This is a genomic window from Paenibacillus sp. FSL P4-0338 (assembly GCF_038002365.1).
Classification (GTDB): Bacteria; Bacillota; Bacilli; order Paenibacillales; family Paenibacillaceae; genus Paenibacillus_AQ.
Window position 1 is genome coordinate 1,451,772 of record NZ_JBBOCG010000001.1, and the last position, 21,028, is coordinate 1,472,799.

A 21,028-nucleotide genomic window follows, 5' to 3' on the forward strand; every position below is an offset into this window, starting at 1 on the left:
GAAGAGAATGAGTACTGTACACAAAAAGAAGCTGCTGACGGGTCCCATCCTGCTAAGTGCTGCCAAGGATAGTCTGGTGAAGCTGAACCCGGTGACGTTAATGAAGAATCCGGTCATGTTCGTCGTGGAGGTTGGGACGGTTATCGTCTTGCTCATGGTGCTTGTGCCCGGGTATTTCCATGCGGAGCATGCGGTGGGCTTCAATATAACCGTGTTCTTCATCCTGCTGTTTACCGTGCTGTTCGCTAACTTCGCAGAAGCGCTGGCGGAGGGCCGGGGCAAGGCGCAAGCCGATTCGCTCAAAAAAACCAAGCAGGACATCACCGCCAATAAGCTGGCAGGACCCTCGGTCAAGCAGGTGCCGGCCTCTGAGCTGCGCAAAGGCGATATCGTAATCGTCAGCCAGGGCGAACTGATTCCCGGCGACGGGGAAGTGACCGAGGGGCTGGCTTCTGTGGACGAATCGGCCATCACCGGGGAGTCGGCTCCGGTCATTAAGGAAGCTGGAGGCGACTTCGGCTCCGTGACCGGCGGTACCCGCGTAGTCAGCGACCAGATCAAGGTGCGGATCACCAGTGATCCGGGGGAATCGTTCCTGGACCGGATGATCTCGCTGGTCGAAGGCGCGAAGCGCCAGAAGACACCGAATGAGATTGCTCTGAACACGCTGCTGATCAGCCTCACGATTATTTTCCTGATTGTCGTCGTCACCCTGCGTCCCATCGCGGATTATATCGGGGTGAAGCTGGAGATTCCGGTCATGATCGCACTGCTCGTCTGCCTGATTCCGACCACCATCGGCGGGCTGCTGTCGGCCATCGGGATTGCGGGAATGGACCGGGTGACGCAGTTCAACGTCCTGGCGATGTCCGGGAAGGCGGTGGAAGCCGCCGGGGATATCAATACGATGATTCTGGATAAGACGGGGACGATTACCTTCGGGAACCGGATGGCCAGTGAGTTCGCTGCGGTAGGCGAAGCAACTGTAGCCGAGCTTGCGTCCTGGGCGGCGGTCAGCTCGCTGAAGGATGAGACGCCGGAAGGGCGCTCTGTCCTGGAGCTGGCGAAGAAGCTGGAACTCCAATATGACAGCAGCCTCGCGGACGGCGGGGAGTTCATTGAGTTCAAGGCAGAGAGCCGGATGAGCGGGATGGATCTGCGGGACGGGCGCTCAGTGCGTAAGGGAGCGGTCGATTCCGTGAAGAAGTGGGTGCTGTCCCGGGGCGGGGCCGTACCGTCCGATCTGGATACCAACTCGGATGCCATTGCACGGCTGGGCGGCACTCCGCTCGCGGTTGCCGTAGACAACCGGATTTATGGGCTGATCTATCTGAAGGATACGGTGAAGCCCGGGATGAAGGAGCGCTTCGACGAGCTGCGCAGCATGGGGATCAAGACGATCATGTGTACCGGGGACAACCCGCTGACCGCCGCTACGATTGCCCGTGAAGCCGGAGTCGATGATTTCATTGCCGAGAGTACCCCGGAAGATAAGATTGCGGTAATCCGCCGGGAGCAGAACGAGGGCAAGCTAGTAGCTATGACTGGAGACGGAACCAACGATGCTCCGGCGCTGGCTCAGGCCGATGTGGGGCTGGCGATGAACAGCGGGACAACCGCTGCCAAGGAAGCAGCCAATATGGTCGATCTGGATTCTGATCCGTCCAAGATCATCGAGGTTGTAGCCATCGGGAAGCAGCTCCTTATGACACGCGGAGCGCTGACCACGTTCAGTATCGCTAACGATATTGCCAAATATTTTGCGATTATACCGGCGATGTTCACGCTCGCTATTCCTGAGATGGAAGCCCTGAACGTCATGGGGCTGGGTTCCCCAAGCTCGGCGATCATCTCGGCGCTGATCTTCAACGCCATCATCATCCCGCTGCTGATTCCGCTCGCTATGCGCGGGGTCTCCTACAAGCCGATGAGCTCCTCCAGGCTGCTGACGCGCAACATTGTCATTTATGGTCTGGGCGGGGTCGCTGTTCCCTTCGCCGGGATCAAGCTGATTGATATGCTCGTCAGTATATGGATCTAGAAGGTGCGGCAGACGATTGACTATACAAGGAGGGCGTAATCATCATGGTACAATCTACTCATGAGACAGACGGAGAGCAGGTCTCCGCTTCAAAAGCTGCTTTTTTCTTCACTACAGTGAGGTTAAGCATCGTATTCATTATTCTCTGCGGAATGATCTATCCGCTGGCTTCCACCGCGCTTGCCCAGGTGCTGATGCCTGCCCAGGCGAACGGCAGCCTGCTGAAGGATGCGTCCGGGAAGGTGGTCGGTTCTGCGCTGATCGGGCAGAGCTTCACGAACCAGGCTATGTTCCAAAGCCGTGTGTCGAGTATCGGGTACAAGGCTGAGGCTTCGGGATCGAATAACTACGGGCCATCGAATCCCGATATGCTTCAGCGGACCAAGGATTCCATTGCCCAGTGGAAGCTGGATAATCCCGGCGTCCCTGTAAGTCAGCTGCCTGTGGATCTGATTTCGAATTCCGGCTCGGGTCTTGATCCGCATATTTCACCGGCTGCGGCGCTCGTGCAGATTCCCCGGATCAGCAAGCTGACCGGCATTCCGGCAGATACCCTTGAAGCGCTGGTGAAGGAGCATACCGAAGGGCGAGATTTGGGGCTTTTCGGAGAGAAACGGGTGAATGTCCTGAAGCTGAATCTGGCGCTGACGGAGATGGGGAAATAAGCAGGAGCGGACTGTCCCCCATATGTGAGCTATGTTGCAGTTCCTTAGCCTTTAGCAGTAAGTGTTATTTTGGGAGAAAGGATGCAAACAAGCCCGGAGCATCACGAGGACACTGCCGGGCTTCCCACATTCTTTTTGGGGATATGCGCTAGCGGATTTTTTTCCAGGTCAAGCCGTTCTCCGAAAGGGAAATTCCGCCCTGATAGCCAATGCCGATAAACCATTGGCCCGCCTGAATGACATTCATGTTATTAGGTACGGTTAAGCCAAGGTCCGTCATCGTCCATTTTACCCGGTCTGACGAAATTCCAGCTTTGCTGCGAATCACACCGGGGCTGTACCAGTACTTAACAAAGGTATAGTATTTGCTGCCCTTCTTATAGATCGGGCTTCGGCCAAACGGATTCACGATAGCGGAGGGAGCCTTCTGAATGGCAAACAGAATTCCGTTCTTGGAGGTATAGGTATTTCGCGCATCATACAAGGTGATGACGCCATCAAGCGTGTATCCTTCCTGATTTAAATTGTAGCTCGTTTGGGGAACGTCATTCACACTAAACTTGTAGTTGAGGTCCTTTTTGACTGTTCCCGTTTGCTGGGTCCAGCTTGCCAAATTGGCCGACGTATACAGAACAAGCTCCGCATAGCGATTGTCATTGGCATCCGTCAGGAACTGGTTGCGGGACAACGTCATGGCCTGTCTTGATAAGAACTCATACTCCCCACAGTAGGCAGAGTATATGTTGCCGTTCCAGGTCAAGTAGTGCACTTCGACGGGCAACAGGCTGGCTTCCTTCCAATTCACTCCATTAGAGGACGTATATATGGGACTGATATCATCCGCTTGGCTGCCGGTCAGCACATATTGTCCATTTAAAAACTGAACATTGCCGATAGTTGTCGCTTTCCCGTTGCTTGATTCTAGGATAAAGGGAGTCCATTTGTCGCCATTCGCAGACGTGTAGTTGCCAATCGCGGAATTGTATGAATTCACATGAATGACGGATAGGAAGAACCGTCCCTTGGCATAAAAAACGTTGTACATGTCACTGGAAGGCAGTTTTCGGGAAACCCACTTTTTCCCGTTGTCGTTTGTGACATTCAAGTAGGACGAGTTGGACACGACGATGATTGTACCTTGTCCATCCGCTGCGATGGCGGTAATTCCATCGCCCGTTGCCCGGTCAAAGGCTAACGGAAACTCCACTTCTTTGGCGGCTGCTTCCGGAGAGGGACTTGTTCCCTCTGCAAATGAAGCCGGGGCCAGCGACACCAGTAAACAAAGAATCAAAAGACCAAATAGCCACTTTTTCAAATTGTGCATGATTTTCCTCCTATGGTTGGTAAAGCGTTCAGAAGAAAATTATAGCATATATGGAGGATGTGCAGAGACTATTGAAAGAAGGTGAGCCGGTGCCAACCTATAAACGCAAGTCCCCGGAGGACATCTTATATTCGATCTACCAGCTCCAGCGGGGGCGGCTGAAGATCATCATCGGCTCCGTTAGCGGCTCCGGCAAAACCTATCATATGCTGGAGGAAGGCAAGCTGCTGAAGCATCAGGGGATTGATGTGGTGATTAGTGCGGTCTCCACTATGGGCCGGGCGGAGACGGTTCAGCAGCTTGGCGATCTGGAGCGCGTGCCCAGTATTCACTGGCTCAAGGACGGCAAGGAGGAGAAGGATCTGCCGCTTGAGGCTCTGGTGGAGCGTAACCCTGAGGTGCTGCTGGTCGATGGTCTGGCCCACCGCAACCGTGCGCAGGCCCGCTTCCCTACAAGGCTTGCGGACATCCGTTATCTGATGGATCAGGGAATCAGCGTAATCACTACTATTAATGTCTATGAGCTGGCCGGTGTGGGGGAGCAAATCTATGAAATGACCGGCATCCGCGCGGAGGAAACTGTGCCGCTGAATACACTGGAACTCGCCGATGAGGTACGGCTGATCGATGTGTCGCCGGAGACTATTCTCAAGCGGCTGGAGGAGGGGGTGCTTGGTGAGGGCGCGCATCCGGCACTATCCCTCAGGGGTAACCTTGGCGTACTTCGTGAGGTGTCACTGCGGCTGATGGCCGAAGGGGTCAATGACTCCCTGGAAAAGCACCGCGAGGCCGAGGGACTGATCGGCCCGTCAGGCGCGACAGAGCGGATACTGGTATCCGCGCAGTATCACTGGAATGGCTCCCTCTATATTAGAAGGGGACAGCAAATTGCGAAGCGGCTGAACGGAGACCTCCTTATCGTTACCTTCCTGTTGCGGGGCCGTCCGCTGACCAAAGATCAGCAGGTATTCAAGCGCTCCATCCGCAAGCTGACCGAGCGGATTCAGGCCCGGTTCGAGGAGCTGGAGCTGCTGCGCCTGCGGATGCTGCCCACCATGCTTGTGCGCTATGCCATTCAGAACAATGTCACCCGGATTGTGATGGGTCATTCGCAGAAAAGCCGCTGGCAGGAGAAGTGGCAAGGCTCCATAGCCAGCCGTGTCCTGCGGCGTACGCGGAATATCGATGTGTTCCTGATGGCTGACCGTGCCGAGCAGGAAGGAGAACGGGTGCTGCCGGTCCGCCCCGCCGTGAAGATGGCGGCAGAACCGTTCCACCGGCTGACCGGCCGGGAGCTGGAGCGGCGGATCGAGGATATCCGCCGGGGCACTTTCAAGGTGTACATCGGCGCAACCCCCGGCGTAGGCAAAACCTACAAGATGCTCCAGGAAGGAAATCTGCTGCTGGGCAGGGGCATCGATGTGGTCATCGGGCTGCTGGAGACCCATGGGAGAGAAGAAACCGGCAACCAGGTGGGCGGGTTAACGATGATTCCGAGAGCACGCATTGCCTACCAGTCCACGGAGCTTACAGAGATGGATACAGCGGCCATTATCGCCCGCCATCCCGAGGTGGTGCTGGTGGATGAGCTGGCTCACACCAATGTTCCCGGAAGCCTCACCCGGAAGCGTTACGAGGATGTCATCCAGTTGCTGGAGAACGGGATCTCTGTCATTACCACGGTCAATGTGCAGCATCTGGAGAGCCTGAACGATGCGGTGGAGCAGTTAACCGGTGTGCGTGTGCGCGAGACGGTGCCGGATGCCATCCTGCGAATGGCGAGTGAGGTGGAGCTGATTGATGTGACTCCGCAGATGCTGCAGCAGCGGATGCGTGAAGGGAAGATCTACGCGCGGGAGAAAGTCAATCAAGCGCTGGAGTCTTTTTTCAAAATCGGCAATCTGATCGCCCTGCGTGAGCTGGCCCTGCGCGAGATTGCCGACGATGTGGATGAGCGGCTGGAGGCCTGGGAACGGGAGCCTGCCTTGCGCGGACCTTGGAGCAGACGGGAGGTCATCTTCGTCTGTGTAGACACAGGACCGCAGGCGGAACGGCTGGTCCGCCGCGGCTTCCGCATTGCACACCGCCTGAAGGCGGAGTGGCATGTACACTACGTACACTGTGCCCGCATGAAGACGGCGGAGGAGCAAAAGAGGCTGGATACGCTGAAGGCTCTGACCGAACGGCTGGGCGGGGTAATGGACATTACGGAGGCGGGAAGCCGCAAGCATCTCTATAAGCATCTGCTCCAGCAGATGAATGACATGCAGACTACACAGGTTATCATCGGCCAATCCCGCAGACACTTCCTGCGCAGCCTGTTCTCGGTGAGCTTCGTTCAATATCTCCTGCGGCATGCCCGGCATATGGATATGCTGATCGTGGCCGTTCATACGCAGATGATGGAATGAGGCGGCTTGGCGTCATAGGAGCGATATGGTAATGTACAATTTACACGGGTTTGTTCAGTAATTGACATCCCTGGCACCATTGGCAATTGCGCGATTGAGTCCCCGCCGCTAACATAATGAACAGATGTTCATTTAAATACAACTGTTTGAAGCGGAGAGGGGATTCGAAATGAGAATATTAGTGATCGGTGCAGGGGTAATAGGCAGTTATTTGGCACATGTGCTGGTACGGGGCGGGAATGAGGTCACCATACTGGCCAGAACGAAGCGGGCGGGCCAATTGCAGAAGGACGGACTGGTCCTTCGGCATTATTTTCAGCGCAAAACGACTGTGGATCAGGTGAAGGTGATATCCGAACTGCGGAGGGACGATGTCTATGATCTGATCTTCGTAGTGATGAAATACAATGACTTCCCGGCCGTGCTGCCGGCGCTGGCGGACAACGACAGTAAGAATATTGTGCTTGTCGGCAATAACGGAGATACCCGCGGGATGCAGCAGTTCTTCAACGAGAATAGCCGGATTCCGCAGAATATTGCGTTTGGCTTCCAGATTAACGGGGGGACCCGTGAGGAAGACGGGCGTGTTATCGTTGTAAGCGGTGGCGGCAAGATGGTGCTGGGCAGTCTGGAGGGTGACATTCCGTTCAAGACGGAGCTTGCGGAGGCCTTCCATCAGACGAAGTATAAGCTGGATTATTCGCAGGATATTAACGCCTGGCTCCTGAGTCACATAGTTTCAATTATCCCGGTGATGTCGGTCATTTATCTTTATGATTTTGATTTGGCAAAAGCAAGCAAAGACTCCGCCCGCTGGAAACAGGCGGTTGCCTTAATGGATGAAGGGTTCAGCGTGCTCTCTGCGCTGGGCTTACCCGTTAATCCCGCCTCCCTGGTTAACGGGGCGAAGAAGCACCCGGCACTGCTCGCCCAAGGGTTGAGATTGTTACAAAAGCTGCCCTTCATGAAGCTGATCGATGGCTCATTCAGCGAGATTGCAGCGCTCTATCAAGCCTTCGAACCTCTGATGCTTCAAGCCCGTCTGTCCACACCGGCGTGGGATGACTTCAAGCAGCAGACGATGAGGAAATATGCGCTGGAGCAGGCCTAGGATGAACGGATACGGAGAATAGATGAACAGATGAACAAATCAACTCCTCCAAAAGAACAGCTCAGGAAGCTCCGCTTAGGCGGAGTTTGCTGGGCTGTTCTTGCTCTTGCGAGTAGGTGAAGGACCAATGTAATCGGAAAATCGATTACATTGCGCTTGCGAGAGGGCAGATGACTGGATGTAATCGGAAAACCGATTACATTGCGCTCGTGAGAGGACAGATGACTGGATATAATCGGAAAACCGATTACATTGCGCTGGTTAGAGGGCGGATGGCCAAATGTAATCGGAAAACCGATTACAATGTGCTCGCGAGAGGACAGATGACTGGATGTAATCGGAAAACTGATTACATTGCGCTGGTGAGAGGACAGATGGGTAAGGCTGTTTTTGCCCAGGAGCCCATTCACTTTCAGCATAAAAAAATCATTAACACCATATACATAATGTTCCAATCTACTTATAAAGTATTGTAATATAATGTGCTAAAGAGATATGCTTATTACCATGTGGATACAAATACAACCGAAGGAGTGGACTAACTATGACTATCATCGATACTATTCAAACGAGAAGAACGATCAAGCCTTCCGACCGGACCCGGTTAAAGAGGAGGAGCTGAATACTTGGCTGGAAGCTGCCAGCTATGCTCCGAATCACCGGATGAATGAGCCATGGGAACTGCTGTTCATTGGGCCGCAGACGCGGGCAGCGCTGAACCATAAGACTGATTTTGGCGGCGCTCCGTTATTGATTGGCGTCTTATCCAAGCCTGCCGCTACGACAATAGAGCGTGAAGAGAATATCATGGCCGTATCGTGCTATATCCAGAATTTCATGCTGGCCGCCCATGAGGCTGGAGCAGGTGTGTTCTGGTCGTCACTCGGCGGTACAGCCAAGGGCCGTGAGGTGCTGGGCGTTCCTGAAGAGCAGGATGTTATTGGGGTGCTTGCCGTAGGTTATCCTTCGGAAGTGCCTGCTGCCAAGCAGAGAACGCCAATGACTGACAAAATCACATATTTGCCCTAAATGGAAGAACGGATGCAACGACTGATGAGATGAAGGTGAACTGAATGTGGAAGCTCAGGGGCTTCATGAAGCCGTACGCCCTCTGGAGCGTGCTTGCCCCGCTGTTAATGGTAGTTGAAGTAGTGATGGACCTGCTGCAGCCTGCACTTATGGCCAGCATTGTGGATAAAGGCCTGATGAAGAATGATTTATCGCATATCCTATCAACAGGCGGAATAATGATTGGGATCGCTGTCATCGGGATGACCGGCGGTGTAGGCTGTGCGATATGTGCAAGTATTGCCTCACAGAATTTCGGCAATGATCTGCGTCTCAAGCTGTTTGAGCATATCCAGACCTTCTCGAACCGCAATCTGGACCGGATGAAGACCGGCTCGCTGATCACCCGGCTGACGAACGATGTGGTGCAGCTCCAGACCTTCGTGCAGATGATTCTGCGGAGCTTCGTGCGGTCACCGCTGCTGCTGATCGGCAGTCTGGTCATGGCGGTCCGGATCAGCCCGTCCCTGGCGATGATCCTACTGGCTGCGGTGCCGCTGCTGTTCATCCTGCTGTTTGTGCTGATCCGGCTTTCTTTTCCGTTATTTGCCCGGATGCAGGAGAAGCTGGATGGGGTGAGCAATGTGCTGCAGGAGAATCTCACCGGCATTCGTGTAATCAAAGCCTTCGTCCGTGGAGACCATGAGCAGAAGCGCTTCGATACCGCCAATAAAGGCTATACCGATACCGGAATCCGGGCGATCCGCCTGATGGCGCTGAATATGCCGCTTATGATGCTTATTCTGAATGCCAGCATTATAGCCGTGCTCTGGTTCGGGGGCCTACAGAACTGGAACGGGGCACTGCCCGTTGGTGAACTAATTGCCTTCATTAATTATGTTACTCAATTGCTCATGTCGATGATGATGATGAGCACGATGCTTGCCTTCGTATCACGGGCCAAGGTGTCGGGAGACCGCGTGAATGAAGTGTTCGCCGCCACAAGTGAAATTACCGAAGCGCCTGCGGCGGATCAAGCAGCCATTACGCTCGGACGGATTGAATTCAGCAAGGTCTCCTTCGCCTATAACCGCGGGGATGAGAATCTTGTGCTGGAGGATATCAGCTTTGCAGCCAGTCCCGGAGAGACGATCGCTATTCTGGGGGCTACCGGAGCAGGAAAGTCTACCCTGGTTAGTCTGATTCCCAGATTCTACGAGGTCTTGTCCGGTGCGGTTATGATCGACGGAACAGACATCCGTGAGATTGGCATAGAGCATCTGCGGAGCCGGATCGGGTTCGTAATGCAGCAGTCCCTGCTGTTCAGCGGCAGTATCAGGGATAATATCCGTTACGGACGGCCGGAAGCAACAGATGAAGAAGTGGAGCAGGCGGCTGTGGCCGCAGAAGCACATGGGTTCATCACAGCTATGCCGCAAGGCTACGACACGCTGCTCGGGCAGCGCGGGGTGAACCTGTCAGGCGGGCAAAAGCAGCGTCTGTCCATTGCACGCGCGCTGCTGATCAAACCGTCTATTCTGATCCTGGATGACAGCACCAGCGCTCTGGATGCGGTTACCGAAGCAAGCATCCGCCTGCTGCTGAAGACGGAGCTTCAGAATTGCACTGTCGTTATGATTGCCCAGCGGGTGTCTTCTATTATAGATGCCGACCGGATCTTGATTCTGGAGAACGGGCGGATCGCTGCGCAGGGTACACATAGCGAGCTGATGGCAGGCAGCGAGATCTACAGGGACATCCGCCATTCCCAGCTGAAGGAAGAGGAGGAGCCCTATGTCCAGTCAACGTAAAAGAGAGCAGGCTCCCGTCGGACCTGGAGCGTTAGGCGGCGGGCCTCCGGGCCGTGCTGGCGTTACACCCAAGGTACGCCCGAAGAACAGTAAGGCAACGGTCATCCGCATCTGGTCCTATCTGAACCGTCAGCGGACAGGGCTGATTATGGTCTATGTATTCACGATTCTGAATGCTGTGCTTGCCCTTATCGGTCCCTACCTGCTGGGAAAAGCCATTGATACCGCGATCCTCCCGCAGGATTACAGTCTGCTCGTCCGGTTCTGTCTCCTGCTGGGCGGCATTTATCTGCTGGGCAGCGCCGTCTCTTGGGTGCAGGCTTATGTGATGACCTCCGTCTCTCAACGCACGGTGTATGAGCTGCGGCGTGATCTGTTCGCCAAATACCAGGAGCTGCCGGTCAGCTTCTTCGATACCCATGCTAACGGCGAGCTGATGAGCCGTGCAACCAATGACATCGACAACGTATCCAACTCGCTCAATCAGAGTGTAACCCAACTGCTGAACAGTCTGATTACACTTAGCGGCTCTCTGGTCATTATGCTGATGCTGAATGTGCCGTTGACGGGAGTTGCAATGGTAACCATTCCGCTGGTCGTGCTGGCGAGCCGCCGGATTACCGGATTAAGCCGGATCTACTTCAAGGATCAGCAGCAGCATCTGGGTGAGCTGAACGGCTTCATTGAAGAAGCAGTCAGCGGCCAGAAGGTGATTAAGCAATACCGCAGAGAACAGGCGGAGGTTACCAGATTCCGCGGAATAAGCGGGGAACTTAACAAAGCGAGCATTAAGGCGCAGATTGTATCCGGCCTGGTAGGCCCGGTAATGAACCTGATTAACAATCTGAACTTTGCACTGATTGCCGGAATTGGCGGCTGGATGGCTTATCGTGAGCTGCTTACCGTGGGGGTCATCGTCAGTATGCTGAATTATGCCAAGCAGTTCGGCCGGCCCATCTCCGACCTTGCGAACCAGTATAACCTGATCCAATCGGCAATTGCCGGAGCGGAGCGCGTATTCGAAGTGATGGATATGCCCTCCGAGTACAGCGGGGAGCAGCCTCAGGAGCTGGAGCGGATACGCGGGGAAGTTATGTTCCGGGATGTAGTGTTCGGCTATAAGCCGACCGATCCTATTCTGAACGGTGTAAGCTTCACCGCACAGCCGGGTGAGACTATCGCCTTGGTCGGGCCGACCGGAGCGGGGAAGACGACCATTGTCAACCTGCTGACGCGCTTCTATGAAGTGAGCGGCGGTGAGGTGCTGATCGACGGCAGAGATATCCGGGAGTTCAATAAAAACGGGCTGCGCCGCCAGCTCGGAATGGTGCTGCAGGACGCCCATGTCTTCTCGGGAACCATTCGCGAGAATATCCGCTTCGGCCGCCTGGAGGCCACGGACCGTGAAGTGGAAGAGGCGGCCAATCTGGCCAACGTCAGCGGCTTCATTGCGCGTATGCCTCAGGGGTACGATACGCTGCTGGGTACAGAAGGGACCACCTTGAGCCACGGCCAGCGCCAGCTGTTGACCATTGCCCGCGCCATCCTGGCTGATCCGGCCATCCTCATTCTGGATGAGGCAACGAGCAGCGTGGATACCCGGACAGAGATGCATATCCAGCAGGCCATGCGGACACTGATGAAGGGCCGCACCAGCTTCGTGATTGCCCACCGGCTCAGCACCATTCAAGATGCTGACCGGATTCTGGTCATCCAGGGCGGCCAGATCGCTGAGCAAGGAAGCCACAGCCAGCTCCTAGCGCTGCAAGGGATATATTCCGAGCTGTATAACAGCCAATTCAAGCAAGCCTTTGAAGCCGGGTAAGCAAGGCGCGCCGATAAGGTACGATGATTAAATAGCAGACAGCGATCCTCCGTTTAGTAGAGAATCGCTGTTTTGCGTTTTGGATTCAGCCGATATTAAATTTGTGACCGGTCACGCTTTCGTTTTCTTCCTATGGTCATATTGGTCACAAAGTGCAACAATGCGCATAATCCAGCACCACGCTGGGGAATTCCTGCACTAATTACAACAATGTGTGTTCCTTAAGGGTTAAGTTGACGGAATTCCTGCACAGAATGCAACAATGTGTGTTCCTCAGCTGCATAACTCACCGAATTCCTGCAATAAATACAACAATGTGCATGATCTGAACTCAAACGGACGAAGTTCCTGCAAAAAGTACAACATTTATCCAGCGCGGTGTTCAGTGAGGTGTTTAATGAGGCGTTTAATGAGGCGTTCAGTGAGTTGTTTAGTGGAGCGTTTGCTGAGATACTTTACCTTTCAAATTTGTGTTCTGTGGGACCACTTTCTTTTTCAGTGTGTTTTAAGGTTCACTCACACCCTACTCTTAAACAGCGAAGCGGGCGGAATGACCCGTGTAAAAGCGTAGCGTTCGCCTTGGTCTCCGGATTTTCACCGCTAAGGGGAATCAAAAAAATCTGGAGACCACAGCGATTGTAACAACGTTCCGTTTGCGCAGCGTCCATCCGTGCTGAGACGTATATCATACTTGAAACCAAGGGCCTTCCTGAGTAACTCAAATATGCTTTTCAAAACACACTTCGCACCCATTTATCTGCTAATTTCACCCCAGGACACATAAAGGACATAACACTCGACTATGCTGAGAGGTATAAACGGGTTGAAAGCAGGGAGTACATTGAAGAAAAAGTTACTGCTTGTCGAAGACGAGCTGCGTATCCGTGAGCTGGTGTCGGATTACTTCATACAGGACGGCTGGGAGGTGCGCGAAGCCGATAATGGGCAGGACGCGCTCTTATGGTTCGATTCGCTGGTGCCGGATCTGCTGATTCTGGATATTATGATGCCCAAAATGGACGGATTTCAGGTATGCCGGGAGATCCGCAAGAAATCGGCAACCCCGATCATTCTGCTGACCGCCAAATCCGCCGATGATGACAAAATACACGGCTTCGAGCTGGGAGCCGATGATTATGTGACCAAGCCCTTCAGTCCCAAGGTGCTGGTGGCCCGGGCTGCGGCGCTGATGAAACGGGTCGAAGGCGCACATCAGCCTGAATCCGGTGTAGTGAGATTCGGCTCGGCCATTTTCAATACTATGGCGCACCGTCTAGAGGTGGAGGGTGCCGATGTCGAGCTGACCCCGAAGGAATATGATCTTCTGTGGCTGCTGATCCGCAACAAGGGCCATGTGGTCTCTCGGGATACTATCCTCAGCCGGGTCTGGGGAATTGAATTCGAGGGGGACTCCCGGGTTGTGGACAGTCACATCAAGAAACTGCGCAGCAAGCTGGGGTATGAATCCCGTCATATCCGCACGGTCATTGGAACCGGCTACAGATTCGAGGACGAAGAATGAAGAGATGGGGAATTACCTTCAAGCTGTTCGTGATGACCGTGATCTTCTTCGTCTGCTTCTACGGGATGGTAATCCTCAGCCAGTTCCTGCTGTTCGACCGCTTCTACCAGATACAGAAGGAGTCCCGTGTGGAGAAGCATCTGAAGAGCTTCGGGACAAGCTACACCAAAGAAGCCTGGGGCAGAACCCGCACTTCCCGCGAGCTGGTCCGGTTCATGCTGCGCAACAAGACACAGATGGTCATTATGAAGCTTGACGGCCGGATGAAGTCGGAAGATCCGTTCCGCATGAAGCTGATCGATGAGAAGGGCCAGACTCAGGTGATTCCCATGTCCCTGTTCATGAATCAGTTCGGCGACATGCTGAGATCGGCCCATCTGAAGGAGAATGACCGGGTGACTATACAGGGAGAGCATGTCGTCAGCGCAAGCGAGCTCGGGCATCTGTTCTATCCGGTTAATATTACTAAACAAGGGGGAACGCCGGTAGGCGAGGAGGCGGATTCGGACAATACCAGCATTACCGGAACCATTACGGAGCTGGTCCTGCCGGATCTGAAAATATGGAACCCGCGCCAGGGCATCCTTTTCGAGGCCATAGAGGACTGGTTCCCGTTAAATCCGGGTCAGTTGGAGAGCCTGAGTAATCTGAACATGGTCAAGGAAGAGTGGACGGCTCCCTGGAGCGGTATCCGCAATTCCATAATGATTCTGCCCGTGAAGCAGGCCAGCGGGGAGATTGAGCTGTTGTTCTCGGTGACCTCGCTGCAGGATGTTAAGGATTCCAATGAAGCGCTGCGCTGGTTCTTTTTATACCTGGGACTTGGCGGGTTCGTGCTGATTCTGGTCCTGTCGCTGTTCTATTCCAAGATGGTGACCCGGCCCTTAATCAAGCTTAATAATACGGCCAAACGGATGGTAGCGCTCGATTTCACCGGTCATAACTCCATTCGCCAGAAGGATGAGCTGGGTAACCTGTCCAAAAGCATGTTCACCTTGTCCCAAAGTCTGGACACTGCACTGGGCGAGCTTCGGGAGACGAATCAGCAGCTGGTGGAGGAGATGGAGCAGAAGAAGAAGCTGGAGCAGATGCAGCAGGACTTTTTTGCCAGTGCTTCTCATGAGCTGAAGACGCCTCTTAGCATTATCAAGGGCTTCGCCGAGGGGTTGGAGGACGGGGTGAGCGCCGGCAAGCAGGATCATTACATCAAGGTCATTATCGAAGAGGCCGACAAGATGGAGTTCCTGGTAAAAGATATGCTGGACCTGGCCCGGCTGGAGTCCGGCACGATCAAGCTGCGCAAAAGCTCCTTCATGCTAAGCGAAATGACGGAGAAGGTGACCGATAAACTGGTGCATTCTCTTCAAAGTAAGCAGCTGGATGTGGTCATTATTCCGGCGAATGAATTGCCCGTGTATGCGGATGCTACATGGATTGAACAGGTGCTCAGCAATCTGCTGACCAACGCAATCCGTCATGCCGAAGAGGGCAGTACCATAACCGTTAGACTGGAGAGTCAGCCCAAGAAGCTTCTGTTCACCATACACAATAAAGGGGAGCGAATCCCCGAGGATCAACTGGCGCATATCTGGGAGCGGTTCTACCGGATCGAGGCTTCACGCAGCCGTCTGACGGGCGGGACCGGACTCGGATTATCCATTGCGAAGCAAATTTTAGATATGCATGGCTGCCGGTATGCAGTGATGAACACCACGGACGGCGTCTGTTTTAGTGTAACCTTTGGAGGCTGAGCCGCCCTAATACTAACTTGTCAGGAAAGGAGTGAACAGCATGAAATGGAGCTGGCTGCCTTCAATGTGCACACTGGGAAACCTGGGCTTCGGATCAATTTCCCTGCTATTCACGATTCAAGAACGTTATGATCTTGCTTTATTAATGATACTGCTGGCTGCGATATGCGATGTTATGGACGGATTGCTTGCCCGGATGCTGCATTGCACCAGTGATTTTGGTAAACAACTGGACTCTTTGGCGGATATTATTTCTTTTGGTATTGCTCCCGTCTTTCTTATTCTGTTATACCGGCTGGAGAACGTGCAGTGGGTCGGACCTGTGGCTGCGGTCGCATTCCTGATCTGCGGGGCGCTGCGGCTGGCCAGATTCAATATCTCGGCTCCTTCCAAGGGCTTCGTGGGCATGCCGATTACGGCAGCGGGATTGCTTCTGTCGATGACCACGCTTATAGGTGAACGACTGAAGCCGGAAATGCTCATTTTAATTATGGGACTGTTGTCTATACTGATGATAAGCAGGGTTCCGTTCCCTTCGTTCAAAAAATTCGTTAACAGGAAGTGATTGTTCATGCCATGGGTCATCGAGATGATCTCACAATACGGTTATATAGCTATATTCGCGCTGCTGGCGCTCGGGCTTGTCGGACTTCCCGTTCCCGATGAGCTGCTGACGCTGTTCGTTGGCTATCTATCCTCTACCATGGTGCTGGATTTCTCGCTTTCGGTTCTGGTCTGCTTCATAGGTTCGATTACAGGCATGCTGATCAGCTACACCATCGGTCTCAGAGTAGGGCAGCCTGTCGTGGACCGGTACGGGAAATGGGTAGGCCTGACGCCCAAAAGGTTTGCCTATGTCAAACGCTGGTTTTTCCGGTTCGGCAACTGGACGATCTTCATCGCTTATTTTGTTCCGGGCATCCGGCATGTGACCAGCTACATCTCGGGCATCAGTGCCATGTCCTTCCGAAAATATTTAGTGGTTACCCTGGCTGGTGCCTTTATCTGGTCACTCCTGTTTGTCTCCATCGGCTATCTGATCGGATCGAAGCTAACCTTTGTCTAATTAAGTAATAATCTTTTATAATCAAACAGGAACTTACAGCGGCTGAACGTTCTGTTATATACTGCAAGTAGTATTATTGCTATGAAGCTAGGAATTATAGCGATCTTAGGAGGTATGACTGTAATGCCCGAATTACAAGAGATAGTGATTGAAGAATATGTGCCGGCTAAGCATGCCGCTTCCATTGCCGAGATGTGGAACAAAAGCGCAGAGAGCTGGGGCGGAGACGGAGCGTACCGGACCGAGGAAAGCGTGCTGCGTGAACACGAGAACAGCCCGATGCTAAAGTTGTTCCTGGCGGTAAGCGGCTCAGAGGTCATCGGATATTGCAGCTTCTCCCACTATAAAGAGGATACCGGGGCGCTCTATATCGCTCTGCTCAACGTGAGACCGGATTACCATGGACGCAAGGTGGGCAAGGCGCTGGTAAGGCGTTCGATTGAAGAGACGATTAAGCTAGGCTGGCCGCGGCTGGATCTCTATACTTGGCCCGGTAATGTCAAGGCGGTGCCTACGTACAAGAAAAGCGGGTTCTTCTGGGAAAACCGGGATGATACCACTCACCTGATGAACTTCATTCCCTCTGTGCTTCAGACCGGAGCGGTGAAGTCTTATTTCGAGAAGATAGACTGGTATAACGACAGCGTCCGTGAAATCAAGGTGGAGCCTGACGGTCATGGGGAAAACGGCTTTGACTATTTTACATATGAATGGCTGAAGGATGGCCTGTCGCTGAAAATGGAATATGAGCGGACCGGCCGTGGCCTGCGCCTGATTGAGACGGAGGATTACCGGATACAGGTAACGATTCCTGCGCAGCATGAACTGCCGTTTGGAGCGGAATACCCTGTCATTTACGAAGCTGTTAATAAAAGCGGAAAGCCCCTGTCGCTCCAGATTAGCGGTAAAAGCAATGCGCAAATCCGCATGGACCTGGACGCTGCTCAGAATATCGAATCCGAGGCACGGATTGAAGGCCGTTTCTTCATCCATCCGGTGAAGGAGGAGCAGGATCTCTATCAGACCCACCCTGTGGTGGAGGCTGAACTGCTCATTAACGGCTTGCCTGCCGTATTCAAGCTGGGCATTAAGCCGAAATTCCCGGTCAAGGTCAAGCTCCAGGTACCTGACAGAACGCTTTTCGCAGGCGAAGAGGTCGAACTGGATGTAACAGTAGAGAATGAGTATAGCAAGGACACCGTGTTCAGCTTTGAGCTGCCGGAGGACGAGATTCTGTCGTTCAGTCAAAAGCGTTACACCGTAGAGGTTCCGGCAAAGAGCCGGAGAACCGTCACCGCAGCGGCCCAGCTGCTCGGGTACGGCATTTGGCACCATACGGTGAGCATCCGCAGTGTAGAAGAAGGAGCCGATTCAGCTATACTGGAACAGGAGCTGAGCCTGGTCTTCTCCGGAGCAGAGACGGCCTTCGGCGGTCCGACCGACAAGGACTGGATCATCAGCAATGGCCGCTATTCGGCCGTACTCAACAAAACAAATCATTGGCTTACTTTTTTCCAGAACCGTAAATATCTGATGAACCTGCCTTATCCTAAGCTTGGATTACCTTATACGAATGAATTCAACAAATTCTCGGCGCTGGATGTGAAGATCTTCAGAGATCAAGAGGCCATCGTGCTCGAAGCCACTTATGAGGCCGGCATCCGGGAAGGCTTGCTGCTGACGATGGTTGTGAAGCTGTTCAGCAACGGGATGGTCTCCCGTTATTTCAGAATCGACAACCCGCAGGCTACTGGTCAGGAGGAAGAGCTGTTCCTGAAGGACTGCTTCCGCTTCAACCTGCATGGCGGCGTCATCCCTTACCGCGGCAAATATATAGATCTGAGTGCAGGGCCTGAAGCCTCCGGCATGGATTACTGGGAAGCGCAGGAATTCACGGAGAACTGGATGTTCGCTGCGGATGAAGGCTTCTCCAGAGGGATTAGCTGGCCGGCAGAGCTTAAGCTGATCCAGGAGTCGTGGATGCATGCTGTGGAGCATTCCCTGGGACGAATTCCCGCTGGCGGGCATAAGGAGACGCCGCCGCTGAGGATCGCTCTGGGCACCTGGGACCATTGGCAGGATTTCCGTGCCTATGCGCTGCAAAGCGGTAACAGCAATGCTGAGGAACTGACCACTACAGAGCAGTTGGAGCTGAATCTGAATAACGGAAATCCGTTCATAAGCGGAGAGGCTAAGCTTCTCCTTCAGGAGCAGAAGAAGAGCTATCTGGCGGGTGAGATTCGGGTCTCTTCCGAAGCAGGCAGTGTGGAGGAAGCCCGGCTAACAGTGCAAGAGGAAGAGAAGCTCAGAGAAGCAGCTCTGCCGCTGACAGTACCATCGGGCGCTGTCCCGGATGTGCTGACCCTGCATCTGGATATGGACAGTTATGTTCAGGATCAATCCTTCTTGGTCTTGCCTGTCGCGGATGAACGTGTCCGGCAGGAGAGACTCACAGCAGAAGGGGCACAGGTACTGGCTGTGGACAACGGCATTCTGCGGATACAGGCCAGCCCTGACTTCGCGCCGGGATTGTTCTCGCTTGCCTATCAGGGCGAGGAATGGCTGGAATCTTCTTTTCCGCAGCCGGTTGCGAGATCCTGGTGGAATCCTTGGGTGGGCGGTATCGTAACCAGTGTAGGCGACATTGCCTTGCGCAGCTTCATGGAGGAGCCGTTAACGGCTGATTTCGCCGAATTAACCGATAATAAGGGGAACCGCTGGTCGGGGATACGGATGAGCGTAACCATTCAGAAGAATGATAAATATAAAGGACTCGTACTGCATCAGTATTTCATGCTGCTGCCGGGCGTTCCAGTTCTTGTCTCTACGGTACATGTGGAGCAGAATACAGGCGGGCCGCTATGCCCACTTACGCTTGAGACTTCAACTTTCTATACTGCCGCTTCCGATATGAAGGATGGAAGAGCGTATCTTAAGAACAGCAGAGGTCAAGAGCTCACCTACAAATCAGGCCGTGGACAGGCAGAGGATGCGAGCCATAACGGGATTCTGCAAGCGGGTTCCATGGAACGCCAGCAGCGTCTGTCATTAGTTACATCATTTAAGCATCCGTCACCTTCCCTGTTAGTCAATTCCGTCGCTTTGACGTCTTATGCGGAGGAGTACCTGCATCTGCAGGATGGCAAGGAGCAGTTCACCAAGCCGCAATTCTATCTGATCTCGGATCTCCAGGTACCTGAGCAGGCCTATGGCGATCTGCTGTCGATCCGGTTCAAGAAGTGAGTTAGAGAAAGGAAGCTTCTATGAAAATCATTGACGCACATGTGCATTATTCCAATATTGCAGCCTTCCACGAAACGGCGCAGACCTTGGCGCATATCGATTATACCGGCAAGGGACTCCTGGAGGAGTTCCGCCGCAGCGGTGTCATTGCCGGAGTCGGCATGGGAGTGACCGAGACGGTTGCCGGAGCTTTTCCCGATTCCGCTGCGCTCAATCCTATGCTGCTTGACTTGAGCGAGACGCTGCCGGACAATCTCTTCACCAGCGTGGGTATTAACCCGCTTACCCTTCATCTGGAGGGGCAGCTAGAAGCCCTGGAGCAATCGCTGCAACGCTCCGATGTCGTTGGCATTAAGCTGTATGCCGGGTACTACCACTTCAATGTGGGGGATGAGATTTATGATCCGGTCTACAAGCTGGCTGCCGCTTACAGCCTACCTGTGGTCATTCATGGCGGACTGACATACGCGGATCAGGGGCTGCTGAAGTATTCGCACCCGCTGTCCATGGAGGAGACCTTCCTGAAGCACCGGGAGATAACCTTCATGCTCTGCCACCTGGGCGATCCCTGGGTCATGGACACGGCAGCCCTGCTGGAGAAGAACCCTAACCTCTACACGGATCTGTCTGGCTGGATTGTCGGCGATCAGGCCAAGGTGGACCGGCTGCTGACTGAGCAGACCTATACCGATCATTTCCGCCGGGCGCTGGTGTTCGCCGAGAAATACGACCGTCTGGTCTTCGGCACCGACTGGCCGCTGGTCCCGCTCGACGCTTATATTACCTTCGTGAAGCACCTGGTACCGGAAGCCTATCATGAGGATGTATTTTATAACAACGCACTCCGCGTGTTCCCTAAGCTTGCGGAGCGGATCAGAGAACTGAATTTGTAAGGCTTGTAAGCTTCCCCCGGAATGGTGTTCCGGGGGTTTTTGGTTTGTTGCGCGGGGCAGCGGGGCAGGCTACTACTTCTGACGAATGACCTGTGGTAAGCTGAGTGTAGTGCTGCAACAGTTTTACAAGTGTTAGAATGAACTTTAGGGTGTTAAAGTCTGAGTATGAACATCGAGCTGATATTGGGCTGATATTGGGCTGATACTGGGTTGATCCTGCACCCTTTACCGTCTTCTACTCTTAAATTCAACTAGCTGATTGTATTTCCTGCAATAGAAAAGGCATAGCTGACCGTATAATGAGAGTCTATTGTATTTCATACAGTGGAATGTTGTGTTTGGGTTGAAAAATAGCCT

14 protein-coding genes are annotated in these 21,028 nt (G+C 53.6%); 13 read left to right on the forward strand and 1 reads right to left on the reverse strand.

All coding sequences use genetic code 11. The features are described 5' to 3' along the window. Window positions 1-7 precede the first annotated feature (7 nt). A complete protein-coding gene (gene kdpB, locus MKZ07_RS06335; RefSeq protein WP_036693931.1) occupies window positions 8-2,041 on the forward strand; it encodes a potassium-transporting ATPase subunit KdpB in 2,034 nt (677 codons plus the stop codon). 44 nt (window positions 2,042-2,085) lie between these two features. Next, the gene (gene kdpC / locus MKZ07_RS06340; RefSeq protein ID WP_036693929.1) at window positions 2,086-2,706 is read left to right on the forward strand and encodes a potassium-transporting ATPase subunit KdpC; all 621 of its coding nucleotides are present in this window, start codon (window positions 2,086-2,088) and stop codon (window positions 2,704-2,706) included. Between the two features lie 148 nt (window positions 2,707-2,854). Here the strand turns inward: kdpC and MKZ07_RS06345 are convergent, their stop codons facing one another. Continuing rightward, window positions 2,855-4,030: a hypothetical protein gene (locus MKZ07_RS06345; RefSeq protein ID WP_036693928.1), complete on the reverse strand. Its 1,176-nt coding sequence runs from the start codon at window positions 4,028-4,030 to the stop codon at window positions 2,855-2,857. An 89-nt stretch (window positions 4,031-4,119) separates the two neighbouring features. Here MKZ07_RS06345 and MKZ07_RS06350 point away from each other — a divergent pair, with 89 nt between their 5' ends. The 11 genes from MKZ07_RS06350 (at window position 4,120) to MKZ07_RS06400 (ending at window position 20,671) form a co-directional block, all read left to right on the forward strand. Continuing rightward, window positions 4,120-6,441, forward strand: coding sequence for a universal stress protein (locus tag MKZ07_RS06350; RefSeq protein ID WP_036694202.1), 2,322 nt, complete (start codon window positions 4,120-4,122; stop codon window positions 6,439-6,441). A gap of 169 nt (window positions 6,442-6,610) precedes the next feature. Then, complete coding sequence (locus MKZ07_RS06355; RefSeq protein WP_341025162.1) at window positions 6,611-7,552, forward strand: ketopantoate reductase family protein; 942 nt, start codon at window positions 6,611-6,613, stop codon at window positions 7,550-7,552. Window positions 7,553-8,059: 507 nt separating this feature from the next. Next, entirely contained in the window at window positions 8,060-8,581 is a 522-nt protein-coding gene (locus tag MKZ07_RS06360) for a nitroreductase family protein (protein WP_341025164.1), read from the forward strand. A 44-nt stretch (window positions 8,582-8,625) separates the two neighbouring features. Next, the gene (locus MKZ07_RS06365; protein WP_036693920.1) at window positions 8,626-10,371 is read left to right on the forward strand and encodes an ABC transporter ATP-binding protein; all 1,746 of its coding nucleotides are present in this window, start codon (window positions 8,626-8,628) and stop codon (window positions 10,369-10,371) included. Further along, window positions 10,355-12,196 (forward strand): ABC transporter ATP-binding protein, encoded by a 1,842-nt coding sequence (locus MKZ07_RS06370; RefSeq protein ID WP_036693918.1) that lies wholly within the window; start codon window positions 10,355-10,357, stop codon window positions 12,194-12,196. Before MKZ07_RS06365 ends, MKZ07_RS06370 begins: the two co-directional genes overlap by 17 nt. Before the next feature lie 841 nt (window positions 12,197-13,037). After that, the gene (locus MKZ07_RS06375) at window positions 13,038-13,718 is read left to right on the forward strand and encodes a response regulator transcription factor (protein WP_036693916.1); all 681 of its coding nucleotides are present in this window, start codon (window positions 13,038-13,040) and stop codon (window positions 13,716-13,718) included. After that, a complete protein-coding gene (locus MKZ07_RS06380; RefSeq protein WP_036693915.1) occupies window positions 13,715-15,469 on the forward strand; it encodes a sensor histidine kinase in 1,755 nt (584 codons plus the stop codon). The genes MKZ07_RS06375 and MKZ07_RS06380 overlap by 4 nt, the downstream gene beginning before the upstream one ends. 40 nt (window positions 15,470-15,509) lie before the next feature. After that, complete coding sequence (gene pssA / locus MKZ07_RS06385) at window positions 15,510-16,034, forward strand: CDP-diacylglycerol--serine O-phosphatidyltransferase (RefSeq protein ID WP_036693913.1); 525 nt, start codon at window positions 15,510-15,512, stop codon at window positions 16,032-16,034. Window positions 16,035-16,040: 6 nt separating this feature from the next. Beyond that, window positions 16,041-16,535, forward strand: coding sequence for a DedA family protein (locus MKZ07_RS06390; RefSeq protein WP_036693911.1), 495 nt, complete (start codon window positions 16,041-16,043; stop codon window positions 16,533-16,535). A 123-nt stretch (window positions 16,536-16,658) separates the two neighbouring features. Beyond that, window positions 16,659-19,778, forward strand: a complete 3,120-nt coding sequence (locus MKZ07_RS06395; protein ID WP_051493357.1) for a GNAT family N-acetyltransferase — start codon at window positions 16,659-16,661, stop codon at window positions 19,776-19,778. A gap of 20 nt (window positions 19,779-19,798) precedes the next feature. Beyond that, complete coding sequence (locus MKZ07_RS06400) at window positions 19,799-20,671, forward strand: amidohydrolase family protein (protein WP_036693907.1); 873 nt, start codon at window positions 19,799-19,801, stop codon at window positions 20,669-20,671. The last annotated feature ends 357 nt before the right edge of the window (window positions 20,672-21,028 follow it).

Bases quoted from the DNA above. Each gene is read 5' to 3' on its own strand.
- kdpB (WP_036693931.1), top strand. From the start codon at position 8: ATGAGTACTGTACACAAAAAGAAGCTGCTGACGGGTCCCATCCTGCTA.
- kdpC (WP_036693929.1), top strand. From the start codon at position 2,086: ATGGTACAATCTACTCATGAGACAGACGGAGAGCAGGTCTCCGCTTCA.
- MKZ07_RS06345 (WP_036693928.1), bottom strand. From the start codon at position 4,030: ATGCACAATTTGAAAAAGTGGCTATTTGGTCTTTTGATTCTTTGTTTA.
- MKZ07_RS06355 (WP_341025162.1), top strand. From the start codon at position 6,611: ATGAGAATATTAGTGATCGGTGCAGGGGTAATAGGCAGTTATTTGGCA.
- MKZ07_RS06360 (WP_341025164.1), top strand. From the start codon at position 8,060: ATGTGGATACAAATACAACCGAAGGAGTGGACTAACTATGACTATCAT.
- MKZ07_RS06365 (WP_036693920.1), top strand. From the start codon at position 8,626: ATGTGGAAGCTCAGGGGCTTCATGAAGCCGTACGCCCTCTGGAGCGTG.
- MKZ07_RS06370 (WP_036693918.1), top strand. From the start codon at position 10,355: ATGTCCAGTCAACGTAAAAGAGAGCAGGCTCCCGTCGGACCTGGAGCG.
- MKZ07_RS06380 (WP_036693915.1), top strand. From the start codon at position 13,715: ATGAAGAGATGGGGAATTACCTTCAAGCTGTTCGTGATGACCGTGATC.
- pssA (WP_036693913.1), top strand. From the start codon at position 15,510: ATGAAATGGAGCTGGCTGCCTTCAATGTGCACACTGGGAAACCTGGGC.
- MKZ07_RS06390 (WP_036693911.1), top strand. From the start codon at position 16,041: ATGCCATGGGTCATCGAGATGATCTCACAATACGGTTATATAGCTATA.
- MKZ07_RS06395 (WP_051493357.1), top strand. From the start codon at position 16,659: ATGCCCGAATTACAAGAGATAGTGATTGAAGAATATGTGCCGGCTAAG.
- MKZ07_RS06400 (WP_036693907.1), top strand. From the start codon at position 19,799: ATGAAAATCATTGACGCACATGTGCATTATTCCAATATTGCAGCCTTC.